The sequence below is a fragment of the Pontibacter kalidii genome, assembly GCF_026278245.1.
Lineage (GTDB): Bacteria > Bacteroidota > Bacteroidia > Cytophagales > Hymenobacteraceae > Pontibacter > Pontibacter kalidii.
Window position 1 is genome coordinate 3,972,720 of the sequence record NZ_CP111079.1, and the last position, 16,847, is coordinate 3,989,566.

Annotated in this window: 18 protein-coding genes; 10 read left to right on the plus strand and 8 right to left on the minus strand. The window is 54.4% G+C overall.

The window, feature by feature from the left end:
• Window positions 1–8 precede the first annotated feature (8 nt).
• Both folP and cdaA read left to right on the plus strand, forming a co-directional pair.
• Window positions 9–875, plus strand: a complete 867-nt coding sequence (folP, locus tag OH144_RS16595; RefSeq protein WP_266203392.1) for a dihydropteroate synthase — start codon at window positions 9–11, stop codon at window positions 873–875.
• A complete protein-coding gene (gene cdaA, locus OH144_RS16600; RefSeq protein ID WP_266203393.1) occupies window positions 872–1,714 on the plus strand; it encodes a diadenylate cyclase CdaA in 843 nt (280 codons plus the stop codon). The genes folP and cdaA overlap by 4 nt, the downstream gene beginning before the upstream one ends.
• Window positions 1,715–1,974: 260 nt before the next feature.
• Here the strand turns inward: cdaA and OH144_RS16605 are convergent, their stop codons facing one another.
• The 4 genes from OH144_RS16605 to OH144_RS16620 form a co-directional block, all read right to left on the minus strand.
• Window positions 1,975–2,181, minus strand: coding sequence for a PLDc N-terminal domain-containing protein (locus OH144_RS16605; protein ID WP_266203394.1), 207 nt, complete (start codon window positions 2,179–2,181; stop codon window positions 1,975–1,977).
• Window positions 2,182–2,184: 3 nt separating this feature from the next.
• The gene (locus OH144_RS16610; protein WP_266203395.1) at window positions 2,185–2,472 is read right to left on the minus strand and encodes a hypothetical protein; all 288 of its coding nucleotides are present in this window, start codon (window positions 2,470–2,472) and stop codon (window positions 2,185–2,187) included.
• A 96-nt stretch (window positions 2,473–2,568) separates the two neighbouring features.
• Window positions 2,569–3,765 (minus strand): glycine C-acetyltransferase, encoded by a 1,197-nt coding sequence (gene kbl, locus OH144_RS16615; RefSeq protein ID WP_266203396.1) that lies wholly within the window; start codon window positions 3,763–3,765, stop codon window positions 2,569–2,571.
• 53 nt (window positions 3,766–3,818) lie between these two features.
• Window positions 3,819–5,021, minus strand: coding sequence for a hypothetical protein (locus OH144_RS16620; RefSeq protein ID WP_266203397.1), 1,203 nt, complete (start codon window positions 5,019–5,021; stop codon window positions 3,819–3,821).
• A 374-nt stretch (window positions 5,022–5,395) separates the two neighbouring features.
• Here OH144_RS16620 and OH144_RS16625 point away from each other — a divergent pair, with 374 nt between their 5' ends.
• From OH144_RS16625 to OH144_RS16645, 5 genes are all read left to right on the plus strand, one after another.
• Entirely contained in the window at window positions 5,396–6,370 is a 975-nt protein-coding gene (locus OH144_RS16625) for an NAD-dependent epimerase/dehydratase family protein (RefSeq protein ID WP_266203398.1), read from the plus strand.
• Window positions 6,371–7,061: 691 nt separating this feature from the next.
• Window positions 7,062–7,799, plus strand: coding sequence for a DUF3891 family protein (locus tag OH144_RS16630; protein ID WP_266203399.1), 738 nt, complete (start codon window positions 7,062–7,064; stop codon window positions 7,797–7,799).
• A 61-nt stretch (window positions 7,800–7,860) separates the two neighbouring features.
• Entirely contained in the window at window positions 7,861–8,511 is a 651-nt protein-coding gene (locus tag OH144_RS16635) for a hypothetical protein (RefSeq protein ID WP_266203400.1), read from the plus strand.
• Window positions 8,512–8,672: 161 nt separating this feature from the next.
• A complete protein-coding gene (locus OH144_RS16640) occupies window positions 8,673–8,999 on the plus strand; it encodes a thioredoxin family protein (RefSeq protein WP_266203401.1) in 327 nt (108 codons plus the stop codon).
• 87 nt (window positions 9,000–9,086) lie between these two features.
• Window positions 9,087–10,541: a DUF4403 family protein gene (locus tag OH144_RS16645; protein WP_266203402.1), complete on the plus strand. Its 1,455-nt coding sequence runs from the start codon at window positions 9,087–9,089 to the stop codon at window positions 10,539–10,541.
• Between the two features lie 137 nt (window positions 10,542–10,678).
• Here the strand turns inward: OH144_RS16645 and OH144_RS16650 are convergent, their stop codons facing one another.
• Window positions 10,679–11,413: a hypothetical protein gene (locus tag OH144_RS16650; protein WP_266203403.1), complete on the minus strand. Its 735-nt coding sequence runs from the start codon at window positions 11,411–11,413 to the stop codon at window positions 10,679–10,681.
• Window positions 11,414–11,555: 142 nt separating this feature from the next.
• Between OH144_RS16650 and OH144_RS16655 the strand changes: the two genes are divergently transcribed.
• The gene (locus OH144_RS16655) at window positions 11,556–12,518 is read left to right on the plus strand and encodes a YihY/virulence factor BrkB family protein (RefSeq protein ID WP_266203404.1); all 963 of its coding nucleotides are present in this window, start codon (window positions 11,556–11,558) and stop codon (window positions 12,516–12,518) included.
• A gap of 782 nt (window positions 12,519–13,300) precedes the next feature.
• On the opposite strand, the gene rlmN is transcribed toward OH144_RS16655, so the two are convergent.
• Window positions 13,301–14,374: a 23S rRNA (adenine(2503)-C(2))-methyltransferase RlmN gene (gene rlmN, locus OH144_RS16660; protein ID WP_266203405.1), complete on the minus strand. Its 1,074-nt coding sequence runs from the start codon at window positions 14,372–14,374 to the stop codon at window positions 13,301–13,303.
• A 21-nt stretch (window positions 14,375–14,395) separates the two neighbouring features.
• Entirely contained in the window at window positions 14,396–14,824 is a 429-nt protein-coding gene (locus OH144_RS16665) for an acyl-CoA thioesterase (RefSeq protein WP_266203406.1), read from the minus strand.
• 129 nt (window positions 14,825–14,953) lie between these two features.
• Between OH144_RS16665 and mnmD the strand changes: the two genes are divergently transcribed.
• Together mnmD and OH144_RS16675 are read left to right on the plus strand one after the other, a co-directional pair.
• Window positions 14,954–15,640, plus strand: coding sequence for a tRNA (5-methylaminomethyl-2-thiouridine)(34)-methyltransferase MnmD (gene mnmD / locus OH144_RS16670; RefSeq protein ID WP_266203407.1), 687 nt, complete (start codon window positions 14,954–14,956; stop codon window positions 15,638–15,640).
• A 250-nt stretch (window positions 15,641–15,890) separates the two neighbouring features.
• A complete protein-coding gene (locus tag OH144_RS16675) occupies window positions 15,891–16,199 on the plus strand; it encodes a hypothetical protein (protein WP_266203408.1) in 309 nt (102 codons plus the stop codon).
• Between the two features lie 85 nt (window positions 16,200–16,284).
• Here the strand turns inward: OH144_RS16675 and OH144_RS16680 are convergent, their stop codons facing one another.
• Window positions 16,285–16,824: a TetR/AcrR family transcriptional regulator gene (locus OH144_RS16680; RefSeq protein ID WP_266203409.1), complete on the minus strand. Its 540-nt coding sequence runs from the start codon at window positions 16,822–16,824 to the stop codon at window positions 16,285–16,287.
• Window positions 16,825–16,847 lie beyond the last annotated feature (23 nt).

Here is a 16,847-nt window from a genome sequence, read left to right on the forward strand (position 1 = left end):
TGACTTACATGCCAACATTGGAAGCGAAAGATACGCTTTTTAAGAAAAATTCCACACTAAACTGTCGCGGAAAGCTGCTCTCGCTGGAGGTGCCGCTCGTGATGGGCATCCTGAACCTTACCCCGGATTCCTTTTTCCCCGGTAGCCGCCTGAGCTCCGCCGAAGAGGCTGTGCGCAAGGCAGAACAGATGCTGGCCGACGGCGCTGACATGCTGGATATTGGCGGCTACAGTACCCGCCCCGGCGCGGCAGAGGTATCGGCGCAGGAGGAGCAGGACCGTATTCTGCCGGCCATTGAGGCCATACACCGCAGCTTCCCGGAGGCCATTATTTCCGTAGATACGTTTAGGGCCGACGTGGCCGAGGCAAGTATAGCCGCCGGTGCCCACATCATCAACGATGTTGGCGGCGGCTTATTGGACAATACCATGTTCGAGACCATCGCCCGGCTGCAGGTGCCTTACATCTTAATGCACATGCGGGGAACTCCGCAGACCATGGCAAGCCTTACAAAGTATGATAACCTGGTGGTAGACGTGCTTAGCGAGCTGCAGGTGCAACTCGCCAAACTTCAGCAGCTAGGTGTGCGGGACGTGATCCTGGACCCGGGCTTCGGGTTTGCCAAAACCGTGGAACAAAACTTCGAGCTGCTGCGCCACATGGAGGATTTCCGTATCTTAGGCCTGCCCGTACTGGCCGGGCTGTCGCGCAAGTCCATGGTATACAAATCGCTGGGCATACACCAGGCCGATGCCCTGACGGGCACAATAGCCGTGAACACGGTGGCGTTGATGAAAGGTGCCGACATTTTGCGAGTGCACGACGTAAAAGAAACTAAGCAAACTATTATACTTTTAGAAAAGACTAAACTTTGATCTTTTTATTCAGCATAGGGTTTTTAGAGATCGGATGGACCGAAATAATCGACATCCTGCTTGTTACGGCGCTGCTGTACCAGTTGTACAAGCTACTGACGGGCAGTGTGGCGCTAAAGATCTTCCTGGGCCTGCTGTCGGTGTACCTTTTATACCTGGTGGTGCGTGCCGCGGGCATGGAACTGCTAACCATTATACTTGGCCAGTTCATGGGCGTGGGTGTGCTAGCCGCCATCATACTTTTCCAGCCCGAGATACGGCGCTTCCTGCTGCTGATCGGCAAAACCACCTCCCTCAACCACGACCGTTTCTGGGGCTTTGCCTGGCGCCGTGAGCAGAGCGAGAAACTGAGTCTGACGCCTTTCATTGAGGCTGCCAAATCGTTGGCAGGCAAGAACACCGGTGCCCTTATCGTGTTCGCCAAAAGCTCCGAGCTGAAGTACTACGCCGAGTCGGGCGACTTGATTGATGCCGTGATATCGAAGCGCCTCCTCTTGTCCATCTTCAACAAGCACAGCCCGCTGCACGATGGCGCCGTCATCATCTCGGGCAACCGCATCAAAGCGGCCCGCTGTATCCTTCCCGTTTCAGAAAACCAGGAGATCCCGGCCTCCATGGGCCTGCGCCACCGCGCCGCCATCGGGCTTACCGAGATCACCGACAGCATTGTGCTGGTCGTTTCCGAAGAAACGGGGCAGATTGCCCTAGTGCGTAACGGAGAGGCCTACCGCAACCTTTCATCCGCCGACCTGCGCGTCAAGCTCAATCAGTTCCTGTTCGACACCGACCAGAAACCAGCTGTGGCAGCCTCCGAGAAATCCGTGAGCACCACGGTATAGGTATGCTTTATACTTTAAGAGAAGAGTTTATCGAAGCTACTCTCCCGAACAAGCCAGAACAGGCGGCAGCAGCGTGTAAGTATAAAGAGTGGCCTGCCTTGGTGCAACAGACACAAGCGAGTCTGGAGACTCGCCGCCCACTGTGCGTCACCGGTTGGATACTGGCGCCAGGCATTTATACTTTCTAACTTCCTAACTGTAAAGGCGCAACGCATGGCGTCTCTATAACTCTCTAACTCCCAAACTCCTCAACTCATACTTTAAATCCTTCCCTCCCTCCTGTACCACACTAGCCAATAAAGGGCAATGCCGAGCGCCGGCACCAGCCATAGTATAGCCATCCAGATAAGGCGGGAGCCTACCGGGTAATCAGACTTAAAGATGAGATGGATAAGCGCCACGGCAACCAACAGGTAGTTCAGCGTGACCAGCAGGAAAATCTCGGGGTTACGTGCAAGCAGCTCCATGGGCTAGAACAGGATTTCGCTTACAAACCACATCAGGTACAGCAGCGCCGGCGCGATCAGCAGCAGAATGGTGCCGAAGTTTACGCGGGTCCACTGCGGGTTCAGCAGCATGCTCAGGTACGCCTCCACCGACAGCAGCAACGAGAAGTAGAACGCGATCTGTAGCAGCGTGTACACAATGTCGGCCTCCCCGCGCAGCCCGGCCGTGGTATAGGCCAGAAAGGAGATCACCATCCACGACAACACGGTCCCCAATAGTACTTGCCCCGGCTTTATCTTGATGTTATTCATACTTCTGATGTATCCTGAGTTCGGCACAAGGTATAAAAAAATAAAGCCACTCCCATGGCAGGAGTGGCTTTTCTATACTTTAACGTGGGTGTATACTTACTTGATCACGCCCAGTTCTTTGCCTACTGCCACGAAAGCAGCGATACATTTGTCGATGTGCTCCTTGTCGTGCACGGCGGATAACTGCACACGGATTCGGGCCTGGCCTTTCGGCACCACCGGGTAGTAGAAGCCGATCACATAGATGCCTCTGTCGAGCATGCGGGCAGCAAACTCCTGCGCCAGCGGGGCATCGTACAGCATCACCGGCACAATCGGATGGTCACCTGGCTTAATGTCAAAACCTGCCATAGTGATCTGCTCGCGGAAGTACTTGGTGTTCCACTCCAGCTTGTCGCGCAGTTCGGTGGTAGAGCTCAGCATGTCCAGCACCGCAATAGAGGCACCCACAATAGATGGCGCCAGTGAGTTAGAGAACAGGTAGGGGCGCGAACGCTGGCGCAGCATATCGATGATCTCCTTGTGACCTGACGTGAAGCCACCCATCGCGCCGCCCAGGGCTTTGCCCAGTGTGCCCGTGATGATATCGATCTTGCCCATCACGTTATGATACTCGTGCACGCCACGGCCGGTCTTGCCCATAAAGCCGGTCGAGTGGGAATCATCCACCATGATCAGGGCATTATACTTATCGGCCAGTGCTACAATCTTATCCAGCTGAGCCACCGTTCCATCCATCGAGAAAGAGCCGTCCGTCACAATGATGCGGTGCTTGGTATTGGCGTTCACAGCCTCCTGCAGCTTCGCCTCCAGGTCGGCCATGTTATTGTGCTCGTAGCGGAAACGCTGCGCCTTGCACAGACGCACCCCATCAATGATAGAGGCGTGGTTCAGGGCATCGGAAATAATGGCTGATTCTGCATCAAACAAAGGCTCGAAAACACCACCGTTGGCATCGAAAGCGGCCGCGTACAAGATGGTATCCTCGGTGCCCAAGAACTCCGATATCTTGCGCTCTAGCTCTTTGTGGATATTCTGGGTGCCGCAAATAAAACGTACCGAACTCATGCCGTAACCGTGTGTGTCGATAGCCTGCTTGGCCGCCTCCACTACCTTCGGGTGCGCCGACAGCCCCAGGTAGTTGTTGGCGCAGAAGTTAAGCACGTGATGCATCTGCGTGGTATCGATATCAGCGCCCTGCGGCGTGGTGATGATACGCTCTTGTTTATACAACCCTGCCTCTTTTATCTCGGCAAGCTGCTGTTCTAAGTCTGGTTTTAAGGTCTCGTACATAGTCTCGTTTATCGTTATACGTTGCTCGTTGTTGGCTTTTCTTAAAGTATGATCTATAGGCCGGTGGCGTCGCCGGTCTCATCGGGCTTTGCCGGTGGCCTGCGCATGATGGGCCTTGGCCTGGGGGGCTTCGGCTTTGGCTGCTCCTGGCTTGGCTCCTGCGGCTGCTCTGCCTCCTTTTCAGGCGGATTTATACTTGTACTTTCTGTTTCTGATGCCTCCGTAGCTGGTTTTTGCAACGCCACAGGCCGTTTGATCACAGGTCGCGGACGCGGAGACTTTGGTTTATCTTCCCCTGCAGGTGCAGATGCCTCTTTTATACTTTGATCCTCCTTCGGCGCCTCCTCTTTTGGCTGCTGCAGGGCCACCGGCCTCTTGATCACCGGCCTCGGGCGGAGCGGCTTTGCTGTAGCCTCTTCGGTTGGCTGTACCGGTGTTTCTTCAGGCGTTGGCGTCTCCTCTTCCGGTTGCTGCAAGGCGGTTGGCCTTTTTATCACTGGCCGTGGCCGAGGCGGTTTAGCCACACTTTCCGCTGGGGCTTCTGCCGAAGTCTGCTCCTGCTTTTCTTCTCCCGGCTCAGACTGCTGTAGTGCCGCCGGGCGTTTAATCACCGGCCGCGGACGCGCAGGCTTGGCCTCTGGCGCTTCCCCGGCAGCCGGTTTTATACTTTCCTCTGATGGTTTGGCAGCAGCACTCTCCCCCTCCGGCCGCTGCAACGCAGCAGGCCGCTTGATCACCGGCCTCGGCCGTGCAGCTGGTTTCGCAGCTTCAGATGCATCCGGCTCTTTTATACTTTCTGTTCCCTCTGCCGCTGGCTTGGGCACAACGGGCTGCTTCACCACAGGCCTTGGGCGTGCGGCTGGCTTGGCCTCTGCTGCATCGGCTGCTTCTGCCGGCTTTTCTGTGGCCTCACCCTCCGCCGGCTTCTGCACAACGGCAGGTCGGCGCAACACTGGCCTTGGCTTGGGCATACTTTCTTCGGAGGCGGCAGCTTCCTCCGTGGCAGGCTTGGGCGCAACAGCCCTGCGTACTGCGGCCGGACGGGCAGCGGCGGCCGGCGCTGGCTTGAGAATATCTGCCTCGGCCAGGTGGTAACGCAGGCGCACATCGTTCAGCACCATCTTCACCTGCACCAGGAAGCTGTTCGGATGCATCTGGGCGTACATTTCCTGCCAGGCCGCAAAGCGCCCCGGATCAGCCGCCTCAAAGGCCGCCTTGCTTATCCGCTTTTTTACCAGAAACTCCTCAAATGTCATACGTTACAGGCCTTTGGTGCCGCAAGTTACGTTTTCAGGCTCAAAATGGCTACCTGCGCGTTGCTTTGTACCGGCATCCCTACAAATATAAGAAAATCCGCCTGCCACGCCGGGCAAAGGTTACCTATACTTTACGCGGGGTTATCTAATCATTAACTCTGCCCTTCCCTCTTTCAGCCGCCCCAAAGCTGTTTTACCTTTGTTGCCAAGGTGAAATAAAGGTTAGTTAGTTAATTAGGTTGATGAAGAGGCCGCGGACCCGGAGTTTGCGGCTTCTTTGCTTTCCATACCTGCTGGAGCAAAAGCTTTCTTGGCAAGTATACTTTCAGGATTGTACCGAATTCGGTTACTTTGTGCAAAGATTTTTATTCGCTATGGCAAACACAAGTGACACGGTATTGGTGATTGGTGCCTGCGGGCAGCTGGGCTCTGAACTAACGATGGAGCTGCGCAGGATGTATGGGGATGCAAACGTGGTGGCAGCAGACATTGCGGCTCCCAAGCAAGCCGACCTGCGCGACTCAGGTCCTTTTGAAAAGGTAGACGTGCTGGACACAAACGTGCTGGCCGGGTTAGCATCAAAGTATAAATTCAGGCATATTTACCACCTGGCGGCTGTGTTGTCGGCCACCGGCGAGAAGAACCCCAAGTTCGCCTGGAAGCTGAACATGGACGGCCTCTTTAACGTGCTGGACCTGGCCCTGGAGCAGAAAGTGGAACGCATATACTGGCCAAGCTCTATTGCTGTTTTCGGCCCGAGCACGCCGCGCCAGCATACGCCGCAGCAGACCGTGATGGACCCGAACACCGTATACGGTATCAGCAAGCAGGCTGGTGAACGCTGGTGCGAGTATTACTTCCAGAAGTATGGCCTGGATGTGCGCAGCCTCCGCTACCCCGGCCTGATCGGCTACAAAGCCCTGCCGGGCGGCGGAACAACCGATTACGCTGTGGACATCTATCACAAAGCCCTGGAAGGAGAAGTTTTCGAATGCTTCCTGAGCGAAGACACCTATCTGCCGATGATGTACATGCCAGACGCCCTGAAAGCTACCCTGGACCTGATGCACGCCCCGGCAGAGCAGATAAAAGTGCGCGACTCCTACAACCTGAGCGCCATGAGCTTCTCCCCGAAGGAGATTGCCGCCTCTATCCGGAAGCATATCCCCGGGTTCGAGATTGCCTATAAGCCGGACTCTCGCCAGCAGATCGCCGACTCTTGGCCGCAAAGTATAGACGACAGCGCCGCCCAGCAGGATTGGGGCTGGAACCCGGCATACGATCTGGATGCCATGACCGAGGACATGCTGGTGAACCTGAAAAAGATAAAACAGGAGCAGGCTGTATAACTTCGGTTCTAAAAGTATAAACCCTAAGAGAAGGCGGTGCAGCAGCATCGCCTTTTGCTTTTGTATGGTTTGTCTTTTGCTGGAGTAAGCGTCCGCCTGTGTCTCGATTAGCCGCTGCTTCTTTCAACTTGACATAAGCTATACTTGCTAGCCGCTGCTGATCCCCCAGCTTTACAAACCTATCGTTGCACCTATACTTTGGAGCTCTCAAGCCCGAGAGGGCTCGTCCTCGGGCATCGCGCTGTGCTCCCTCCTGCGCCAAGGCGCTGCCCTGCGGGCACCGGATCTCACAAGGCGCTCAACCCAAGGACTGGGATCAGATTCGATAGCCGCTGCTTTACTGTCATCTCGACCTATGGGAGAGCTCTCTTTAGAATTCCCGATAGAGCTCTCGCCCTGCTCGAGATGACAATAAAGTATAATAAGTGCTGAATTCCCCTCTCGGGAGGGGCTAGGGGTGGGTTTATACTTGTAGGGACAGGTCGTGACCTGTCCGCGCGAGAACAGCCGCTATGAAACTTATACTTTATTATGAGCAGTTACCGAGCTCCCTCCCCTGTTTTTAGGGGAGGGCTGGGGAGGGGTGAAAAGGGTGGATGGATACGCAGTTCTGAGGCCCCAAGGTAGTACACCGCACTAATCTGCCGCTAGCAACGTCCTGATCATCCTTAAATCCCGTAAACCCTGATCTATGATCGTAAACCAGATACCCGAAGGCTGGGAGGTGATTTACCAGCAGGCGCACGGCATACTGGCCGCGGAGCTGGCCTACCAACTGAAGCCGGAGCTGCAGTGTGCACATTGGGTAGAGACGCTCGTGGCTATCGCGAACCACGACAACCGCCAGCGCACCTGGCGCGGCAAGGATGGGCTGACACCTGCCGGCGCTCCCGCCGACTTCATGCTGCAGCCCAACACGTTGGAGCAGGCCAGGGCGCTGATGCATGCAGTGCGCTTCCAGGGGAGATGGGTGGCGCTGCTCACCTCCATGCACATGAGCTACCTCTACGAGCCCCGCCGCGGCGAGCGCAAAGGCACCGACACCTTTCTGGATGAACAGCAGGCGCTACAGCAAAACTGCCGCCGCAGCCTCGGCATCACTCAAAAACAAGCTCGACAGGCCTACGCCATCATGCAGTGGTGCGACCGCCTTTCGCTTATACTTTGCCGCAACGAACTTCCCGCCGATGAACGCGCGCTGGAAATAACCACGGGCCCGGATGGGAAGCCATACTTTGTAAGGCAGCTGCAAGCCGGAACGGTACACGTGGAACCTTGGCCTTTCGCGCAGCAGCAGCTGGAGGTGCGGGTAGAATACCGGCTGCTAACGCAGCTGCAATACAAGGACGACAACGAACTGGCGCAGGCACTCTACCAGGCGGAAGTGAAGTATAAAAAGTGGACACTTGGCTTGGGGTCAGCTTCATAGATTTGTTCTAATATAAGAAAGTGATATATTTAGATATTCATAACTAAATATTTAAATAATCATGAAAAACAAACTTGCCCTGCTGGCTCTTGCCTGCGGCCTCTCCTTTGCTGCCCACGCACAAACTGTAGAGGAAGAAACCCTAAAACCTGTTGCCGGCAACAAGACCCTGGAAGCAACCCTGAACTTTTCCGGAGGTCCCTCCACACAAATAAAGTTCCGCAAGTTCAAGTCTGAGCAAGTGGCACTACGCTATACTACAGGCATATCCTACAGCTACACAAAGCCTGCTGAAGATGCTAGCAGTTCCAACCTTACCTTAAGTTTTGCCCCTGGCTTTGAGAAACATTTTGGGAGGACCAGAAGACTCTCTCCGTACCTGGGTTTTGCTGTCCCGATCGCCGTTAGCACCAAAAGCTACAAGGATGACCAGGTGGAGGCGAAGGGGGCAGACTCCCCTGGCGTATACGGAAACTACAACCGCTCCTACTTCTCTGCCGGTGTAAACGGGCTTGCGGGAGTGGACCTCTATATTGTAAAAAACTTTTATGTAGGCTTTGAGGCAGGCATAGGCTTAAGCTACCTGAACTATGCCGATGTGGAAGTAAAGTATAAAGATGACTTTACACGTAACATCAACTCAGAGGGGCATTATGGACTTGATTTTAGAACCTTTACGAATGGCAACTTAAGGATTGGCTTTGCCTTCTAAAGAGAAGCGGTTTCCGGAGCAAGGGCGGCAATTCAGTTTGCTGCCCTTCTTTATTTATTTCCCTGCCCATTCCCGGCCTAGGCTAATATCTGCCTTAACCCATATTTCAAAGAACACGTCTATACTACCTGCACCTGTGGCGCCACTGATGAAAACAAACTATGATGGTAACAGAATCAAACGACAACGAACTAAGGAAAATAATATTCGAGAGAAGTAAGGTAATTGTGAAGTTTACAGCTAAGGACTGCCCCGTGTGCAAGGCGCTGGAACCGAAGTATAGAAAGATCTCAGAAGAACCTGTGTATCAAGAGATCTCCTTCCTGCGGATGGATGCGAAGGAGAACCCCGTGTCGAGCCGGGAGGTGAAGCTGAAAGGCACCCCTTTTTTTGCCACCTACCACAACGGCACCCTGACCGACTGCGGCATCGCCGCCACCGAGGAAGAGCTGCGGGAAATGCTGCGCAGGCTGTTGCAACTTTCCTGACCCTTCCTTTTTTTCGGAACGACCTTTGCCCTGTAGCTGTTAAGGAAAACCTGTGCTACCTTGCGCCGCTTTTTTAACCAGCTAAACGTGACCCTAAGAACTCTCCGTACACTTCCTGTGCTGCTTCTGCTCGTGGCCTCCGGCTTCGGCCTACCTGGCTGCTCCAGCACCGAGCAACTCGACCCGGCTGCTCCTGCCGCCACAGCCGCGGCGATTCCTGTGTATAAGCCACAGCTATCGTCAGTTACCGTGCCCATTTCCATCTCCGTAGCCGCCCTGGAGGGCAGGCTGAACCAGGAGATCGCCGACATCCTCTACAAAGACACCAATCTCAGCGACGACAACCTGGCCGTGACGGTGGCCCGGAACGGCAACCTGAGCATGCGCGCCGACAAGGACAAAGTATACTTCTCAGTGCCGCTGCGCATCTACGCCAAAGGCCGCTGGAAGTGGGACCCGTGTAAGATCTGTCCTTCCATCGACAAGACCGAGGACACCTCCTTCGACATGATCATCAAGACCGAGAGCAAAATCGGCCTGACGGAGGATTACAAGATCAACACCATCACGAGCGGCGACTTTGAGTGGGGCAACACCAAGCCCGTAATCGAGCTGGGACCACTGCGCATTGGCCTGGCGCGTTTTGTGGAGCCGGCGCTGCGCCAGCAAATGAGCAAGATATCGAGGCAACTGGACACGGAGCTACAGAACCGCCTGAACGTGAAGCAGTATATTGCGGAGGCATGGCAGCAGCTGCAGCAGCCCGTAAAACTCGACGATAACCTGAATGCCTGGCTTACGGTGGTGCCGCAGGAGATACGCATGGCGCCGCTGCAAGCTCACAACGGCCATTTGAACACCCGCCTCGGCATTACCTCCTACATTACCGTTACCACCGACGGTAAGCCGCAGGTGCAGGTAAACCGAACTCTGCCCAGGCTGATCGTGGATAGCCGCATGAGTGACGACGTACAGATCGGTTTAACGGCCAGCATACCCTACGCCCATGCCAGCAAAATGCTGCAGGAGCAGGTGGCCAGGCAAACGTATACTTTCGATGGTGGCAAGAGTGAGATTACGGTAAACGAGGCGGCCATTACGCCCGGCGGCAACCAGCTGGTGCTGATGCTGGACGTGAAAGGCAAGACCAAGGCCGGTATTTTCATAAAGAAGATAGAGGGCAAAGTATACCTGCGCGGCACGCCCTACTACGATGCCGAGACTGCCTCCATCCGGGTGCGCGACGTGGCCTACGACCTCGACACGAAAGACAGAATCTTGAGCACTGCCAGCTGGCTGGCCCAGAACAAGTTTGAGGAGATGATACAGCAGCAGGTAAGTATACCGGTGCAGCATGAACTGGAGAACGCCCGCAAAATGCTGCAGGCCACGCTGGATAAGCAGGCCCGTGTGCACGAGTCGGTGCTGCTGCGCGGAAGTATAAACCACATCGCCCCGGATAACCTGTACCTGACCCAGGATGGCATAAAAGCCGTGGTAAATGCCAGAGGCACGCTAACTGCTACAGTAGATAAGCTCTAGCTGCGTATCACGTAGCACGACAAAAGACTGTGTGACAAAAGACAAAGGGATTACTTTGCCCGGAAGAAGTCCTTTGTCCTTTGTCTAATGGTCATTTGTCAAGGATACGTGATACGCCTTTCGTCTTTTGTCAAGAATCAGAGCTTTCCGATTGGCCTGGGGCTGTTAAAGACCTCTTCCGGCACCGTGGCGGGGGCGGCTATGTCGGTCAGCACGAAATCGCTTTGGGAGTTGCTGCGGTCGGAGGCCAGTTTTATACTTCCGTAGTCACTGTAATCGCTCCAGCGGCGGGTAAAGGAGGGCTCGGCATCCTCAGCGCTCCGGAAGAAGGCCCATTGCGTTACCAGCCCCTGCTCCTTATCCACCCATACTTTATACTTGTTCTGGGGCGTCAGCCCCACCTGCGCAAAGGTCATCTCCAACACATCAGCCGGGGCTCCGTCCATGGTTTCTTCCTCGCCTAAATAAGTCAGATTAACGCCGGGGTCCAGTAGCTTAAAGGGCATCACGAGCCAGTAGGAGTTGTTTATCCAGAGGGCATAGGCGCGCTCCAGCAGCTTTTGCTTCTCCTCCGGGCCCTGCAGCTCCTTGCCGTCTGCGTATACTTTGCCATCCTTGGTTTCGGTGTTGATGATGGCCACCAGGCTGTCTTTCTCCCAGCGGAAGCTGTTCTGCTGCTTGTCCCACACCTGATACTGGTCATTGAAGGTCCAGGCGAGGTAGCGGGTATCCTTCCAGCCTTCTTCGCCGCCCATATTGTCTATCACCTCCCGGGCAATACGCTGGGCTTTTTCTTCAGGGGATTGTGCGCAGGAGAGGGGTAACAGCACCAGACACAGGAGCAGTGGTTTTAGCAGGTATCGAAGGAGCATAAGCGTACGTGTTTATTTGCGCTCCCGTGTACGGATTTATACTGGCACAGGATGCTCCTAAAGGCTTGCCGGCAAGGGTATACCAACCCAACGTAAAGGCGCTGCGTAGTTTAAGCCACACCAGAGACGACAAATATGCCCTATGGCCAAATATACACCTAGAGGAATTTTCCAGCTGCTCAAAATCTCTGTTAATGGCTTCCTGGATGCTAACGCGCTGCGGCTGGCGGCGGCGCTCGCCTTCAATGCTATTTTCTCCATTCCCCCGCTGCTGCTCATCATCATTAAGGCGGCGGGGTTCTTCTTTGGCGAGAAGGCCGTGTCGGGCAAGCTGGAGGAGCAGGCGTCCGCGGCCATCAGCCCGGAAGCGGCTTCCTCTATCCAAACCATGGTGCAGAACGCCAGCACGACCGAATCCACAGGATGGGCCATGTGGGTGGGCATCGGTACGCTCGTTTTTGCCGCCACCACTTTCTTTGTTACCCTGCAACAGTCGCTTAACAGCGTCTGGAACCTGAAAGTAAAGCCCACCAGCGGCATCCTGCGCATGGCCAAGGAGCGAATGTTCTCCTTCGGGCTTATCCTGAGCATCTCGCTCCTGATGCTCATCTCCTTCGTCATCAGCGCGGCTATCTCCGTGCTGAGCGATTACCTCGGTCGCTTATTGCCGGACATCAGCGTATGGCTCATCAAGTTTCTCGACTTCACGATATCCATCGGTCTGACCACCCTGCTCTTCGCCCTGATCATGAAGTATTTGCCTGATGCCTACATCCGCTGGAAAGACACGCTCATCGGGGGCCTGATCACGGCGCTGCTCTTCACGATTGGTAAATTCCTTATCAGCTGGTACCTGGGCACCTCCGACCCCGGCTCGGCCTACGGTGCGGCGGGCTCCATCATCCTGATACTTGTCTGGATCTACTACTCCTCCATGATCGTGTTCTTCGGGGCGGAGTTTACGCAGCAGTACGCTCATAAGTATGGCCAGCGCATCACGCCAAAGGCACACGCCGTGTTTATTGAGGAGCGCGAGGTGGTGGATAAGCGCGAAGAGCGCAGGGGCACCGGCCGGCCAAAATCCGAGGGTAGGTTTGAGGGGTAGTTATTCGTTGTTCGTTGTTTGGCAAATAGTCTGCTGTAACAGTTTGTCTTTGCTTCAAGTGGTTGCCTGCAGTCCGGCTCCAACCACCCCTACCCCTCCTTATCCAAGGAGGGGAGCCTGTAACTACTTTAGCACAAGTATGAGTTCTATAGCTACAGTCTTTGCGAGGGCAGGTTGCGACCTGTCCCTACAAAGTATGAAACCGCTCCTCCCAAGAGGAATTGTCACCCCACCCCAACCCTCCCCTAAGAACAGAGGAGGGAGCTCTGCTACTTCTGTTGTCCTCTCGAGCAGGGCGAGATATCTAGCCGGAATTCTAAAGAGATCTCTCCCATAGGTCGAGATGACAGCAAGGGCGGGAGCTATCGAATCTGATCCCAGTCCTTGGGTGGAGCGCCTTGTAGATTTCCGGTTTCGCTTTAGCGAAATTGCGGAGACCGCAGGTCAAGCAAAGGAAATGTACACCGCGCGATGCCCTTATCGAGGGCCCCTACCCCCAGGACGAGCCCTCTCGGGCTGGAGAGCAGAAAGTATAAATGGAACAAGTTGGTTGTAAAGCCGTGGATGAACGGGAGCTAGCAAGTATAGCTTGGTTCGGATTGCAGAAGGCAGCGGCTAATCGAGACACAAGCGGACACTTGCGCCAGGGGTAACACTCCAGGTATAGATAAAATATAAAAACCGGCTCTTGCTAAATTTAGCAGGAGCCGGTTTTTATATTTTATTATTGCGCTAGCTAATTGGCTGCGAAAGTCATGCTACGGAATACGAGCTACAGAAAACTACGCCGGCTGCTTCTCCTTCACGGCCAGCTGGCCGCAGGCCGCGTCGATATCCTTGCCACGGCTGCGGCGCACATTTACCTGCAGGCCACGGTCGGCCAGATAATAGATAAACGCCTGCAGGCGGTCGTCGTCGGTGTTTACAAAGTCGGCGTTCTCGATCGGGTTATACTCGATCAGGTTGATCTTGCACGGGATGATTTTGGAGAAGCGCAGCAGCTCTTCGGCATCTTGCAGGGTATCGTTAAAGTTATCGAACACGATGTACTCATACGTTACCTTGCGGCCGGTTACCTGGTGATAGTGCTTCAGGGCATCCTTCAAGGCCTCCAACGAGTTTGTCTCGTTGATCGGCATGATCTGGTTACGCTTCTCATCATTGGCTGCGTGCAGCGACAGGGCCAGGTTAGCCTTCACGCCATCGTCGGCCATTTTCTTGATCAGCTTGGCAATACCGGCCGTGCTTACCGTGATGCGCCGCGCGGCCATGCCCAGGCCATCATGCGCCGTGATGCGCTCGATGCTCTTCATCACGTTGGCGTAGTTGAGCATCGGCTCGCCCATGCCCATGTACACGATGTTGGTGAGCGGCTGGCCATACTGCCGGATACTTTGCTCGTTGATGCGTACCACCTGGTCGTAGATCTCGGCGGCGTCGAGGTTGCGCACGCGGTCCATGTAGCCGGTGGCGCAGAACTTACAGGTAAGCGAGCAACCTACCTGGCTGCTCACGCAGGCCGTTTTGCGCTCGTCGTGCGGAATCAGCACGCCCTCTACAATATTGCTGTCATACAGTTTGAAGGCAGACTTAATCGTGCCGTCTTTGCTCAGCTGCTCGGTAGCCACCTGCACGGCGTTAATGGCAAAGTGCTGCTCTAGTTTCTCGCGCAAAGCCAGGCTCACGTTGTTCATCTCCGCAAACGACTGGGCCGAATGCTTCCAGAGCCACTCGTATACCTGCTTGGCCCGGAAAGGCTTTTCCCCGTTCTCCACGAGCCACGCCTTCAGGTCATCCAGCGTCAGCTTCCGGATATCCTTCCTGTTTATGATATTTATATCTGCAATCAAAGTCATACTGCAAAATTACAAAAATCCTCAGGCTTTAGTTTCAATCTTTGCCTTTACTTCAGCGGGCAGGGGCATTAGTTTGCGCTCCTGGTAATCAAAGCACAGCATACCGGTCTTGGCGCGGGCCACCTCCTTGCCGTTTTGGTTGGTGATGTGGTAGGTGATATCGAAGCCATACTTGTTCAGGTCATCAAAGGCCATACTTATAGCTAACACATCGCCGTAAAAACCCTCGCCTTTGTACGCTATCGCCACATCGGCCATAATCATACTGGCCCCGATTATACTTAGTTCGCTCCAGCCGAAGTGGTTTAGCAGTTGCATGCGCGCCTCGTGCATGATGGAGAGCAGGGCGTCGTTGCCGAGGTGATTGCCGTAGTTCAGGTCGGTTACGCGCACCGGAATGTGGGCCGTAAAGTGGGTGTGGGCGGGGATGTCTACTTTAACTCGTGCCATGATATGGGTGCCGCTGCAGCTATACTTTTATTTTTTCTGCCCGGCTTATATAATTTTATTAAATTCTGATTATGATATATTGCGGCCTCAAGGCAGTAATGCGTACCTTTGCAAGGTAACACAAAAACCATGCACCTCGAAATACGACAGACGAAAGACGGCTCCAACACCCTTTACGTGCCCGAACTGAACGAGCACTACCACTCGGTGCATGGGGCCCTGCAGGAGTCGCAGCATGTGTTTATAAAGCATGGCCTGGAGTATGCGCTGGAGCAGAAGAAGGATTTGAAGGTGCTGGAGGTCGGCTTCGGCACCGGCCTGAATGCCATCCTTGCGTTCCCGTCTGCGCTGGCCAAGAAGGCTTTTATCCAGTACGACACGCTGGAGAAGTACCCGCTTGCCGGGGAGGTGGTGCAGCAGCTGCACTACGAAAACATCATCCTGAATCCAGAACTGTACGAATATTTCCTGAAGCTGCACGCGGCGCCCTGGAACGAGCCCACCGATATTATCCCCTACTTCACGCTGCAGAAAATGCACGAGTCCCTGGAGGAGTACGTGGCCCCGAACTCCTACTACGATGTGGTATTCTTTGATGCCTTTGCCCCTGAGAAGCAGCCGGAGCTCTGGTCAGACGCCATGTTTGAGAAACTGTACAAGGCCATCCGGCCGGGCGGCATACTGGTTACCTACTGCGCCAAAGGCTCGTTTAAGCGCAGCCTGAAAGCCGCCGGCTTTGTAGTGGAGGCACTGCCCGGCCCTCCGGGCAAACGCGAGATGACGCGCGGCCTGAAGCCCCTGCCTGCCGACAGGTAGCCCTTACACCTGCCCTGACATTCAAATAGTTATACTACGCATTGCACTGTTTCCCAACAAGGCTGCATTGCGCGTGAGCGCTTCCGGGACATGGCTTACTTTTTTCAGGATTGTCTGCATCAAAGATGAACCTAATTTAAAACAGAATAGTTAGGGACTAAATTGCACTTTTTTGCAGGTGCCATACTTTGAAATAAGAAATAAAACCTTACATTGCACTTCAGAAAAGTATCCCCTAATCGTTCACCATATGAAAAGCTTACTTAGAAAAGTATCTTCTAGCATCATCAAGCCATTTCTTCCTAAGTATGAAGTGGTTTGCACCTCTTACCAGGTAATCCCGGGCCATCCGGTAAACGGCAACCAGCAAAAGCACACCTTTGAGAAGGGCGCCTCCGAGGAAGCCAGGAAATTCTACGTAAAAGTGATCAACTCCGACATGACCAGAACCATGGCCCCAGTGGAGGTGCACCTGAAGCGCCGCGGCAGAACCATCGAGAAGCAACACTTCGGACCGGTGGACGAGCTAAAGAAATTCAACATCGTCTACAAAGGCTAAGTACTTTTACAAAGCCCTGAAACAGAAGCGCCTCCCGGTAGCAATCGGGAGGCGCTTCTGTTTATAACGACGTCGGTTCTATGCGCTAGCTCTGCTTTATGAACTTTGCCTTCGTCAGGTCCAGCATTTTAGTAAAGTGCGTCTTGTCCTCGTTGGTGAGGTAGGCTCTCCAGAGGCCCTCTACCAACAGCATCAGGATCTCCGTCTCCAGCTCCGGCTCCTGGTGGCCCAGCTTACGGAATGCCTCTACCAGCTTTGCCTTCACCGAGTTAAGGTAGCGCTGGTGATGGCGCTGCGCCACCTCCTCGTCCACCATGCGGAACTGCATCCGCCAGAAATCCCTTTCATCCTCCACCAGTTTCTGTGGCATGTCCAGCACGTTGCTGATCAGTTTGGCGGGGTCGTTCTCCTCCACCGATTTCTTGCTCTTCTCGGTAATACGCCTGTAGCCGGCTTTCACGACTGCCTCCAGCAGGTTCTCCTTGCTGATGTAATGCTTAAAAATAAGTCCTTCTGATACGCCGGCAGCTTTGGCTATCTGGCTGGTGGGAGTGGCATCGTACCCTTTTTCAGCAAAGAGGTTTAATGCAGTGTCTAGGATGATTTCTTTCTTGGTTTTGGGCATCTTGGTACTAAATAGCAGGTTAT

Excerpts from the sequence above, each read along its gene's own strand:
- OH144_RS16640 (WP_266203401.1), top strand. The coding sequence starts at position 8,673 with ATGATGGTAACAGAATCAAACGACAACGAACTAAGGAAAATAATATTC.
- OH144_RS16620 (WP_266203397.1), bottom strand. The coding sequence starts at position 5,021 with ATGACATTTGAGGAGTTTCTGGTAAAAAAGCGGATAAGCAAGGCGGCC.
- OH144_RS16675 (WP_266203408.1), top strand. The coding sequence starts at position 15,891 with ATGAAAAGCTTACTTAGAAAAGTATCTTCTAGCATCATCAAGCCATTT.
- OH144_RS16605 (WP_266203394.1), bottom strand. The coding sequence starts at position 2,181 with ATGGAGCTGCTTGCACGTAACCCCGAGATTTTCCTGCTGGTCACGCTG.
- OH144_RS16655 (WP_266203404.1), top strand. The coding sequence starts at position 11,556 with ATGGCCAAATATACACCTAGAGGAATTTTCCAGCTGCTCAAAATCTCT.
- rlmN (WP_266203405.1), bottom strand. The coding sequence starts at position 14,374 with ATGACTTTGATTGCAGATATAAATATCATAAACAGGAAGGATATCCGG.
- OH144_RS16680 (WP_266203409.1), bottom strand. The coding sequence starts at position 16,824 with ATGCCCAAAACCAAGAAAGAAATCATCCTAGACACTGCATTAAACCTC.
- OH144_RS16625 (WP_266203398.1), top strand. The coding sequence starts at position 5,396 with ATGGCAAACACAAGTGACACGGTATTGGTGATTGGTGCCTGCGGGCAG.
- OH144_RS16610 (WP_266203395.1), bottom strand. The coding sequence starts at position 2,472 with ATGAATAACATCAAGATAAAGCCGGGGCAAGTACTATTGGGGACCGTG.
- OH144_RS16635 (WP_266203400.1), top strand. The coding sequence starts at position 7,861 with ATGAAAAACAAACTTGCCCTGCTGGCTCTTGCCTGCGGCCTCTCCTTT.
- mnmD (WP_266203407.1), top strand. The coding sequence starts at position 14,954 with ATGCACCTCGAAATACGACAGACGAAAGACGGCTCCAACACCCTTTAC.
- OH144_RS16665 (WP_266203406.1), bottom strand. The coding sequence starts at position 14,824 with ATGGCACGAGTTAAAGTAGACATCCCCGCCCACACCCACTTTACGGCC.
- OH144_RS16630 (WP_266203399.1), top strand. The coding sequence starts at position 7,062 with ATGATCGTAAACCAGATACCCGAAGGCTGGGAGGTGATTTACCAGCAG.
- folP (WP_266203392.1), top strand. The coding sequence starts at position 9 with ATGCCAACATTGGAAGCGAAAGATACGCTTTTTAAGAAAAATTCCACA.
- OH144_RS16650 (WP_266203403.1), bottom strand. The coding sequence starts at position 11,413 with ATGCTCCTTCGATACCTGCTAAAACCACTGCTCCTGTGTCTGGTGCTG.
- kbl (WP_266203396.1), bottom strand. The coding sequence starts at position 3,765 with ATGTACGAGACCTTAAAACCAGACTTAGAACAGCAGCTTGCCGAGATA.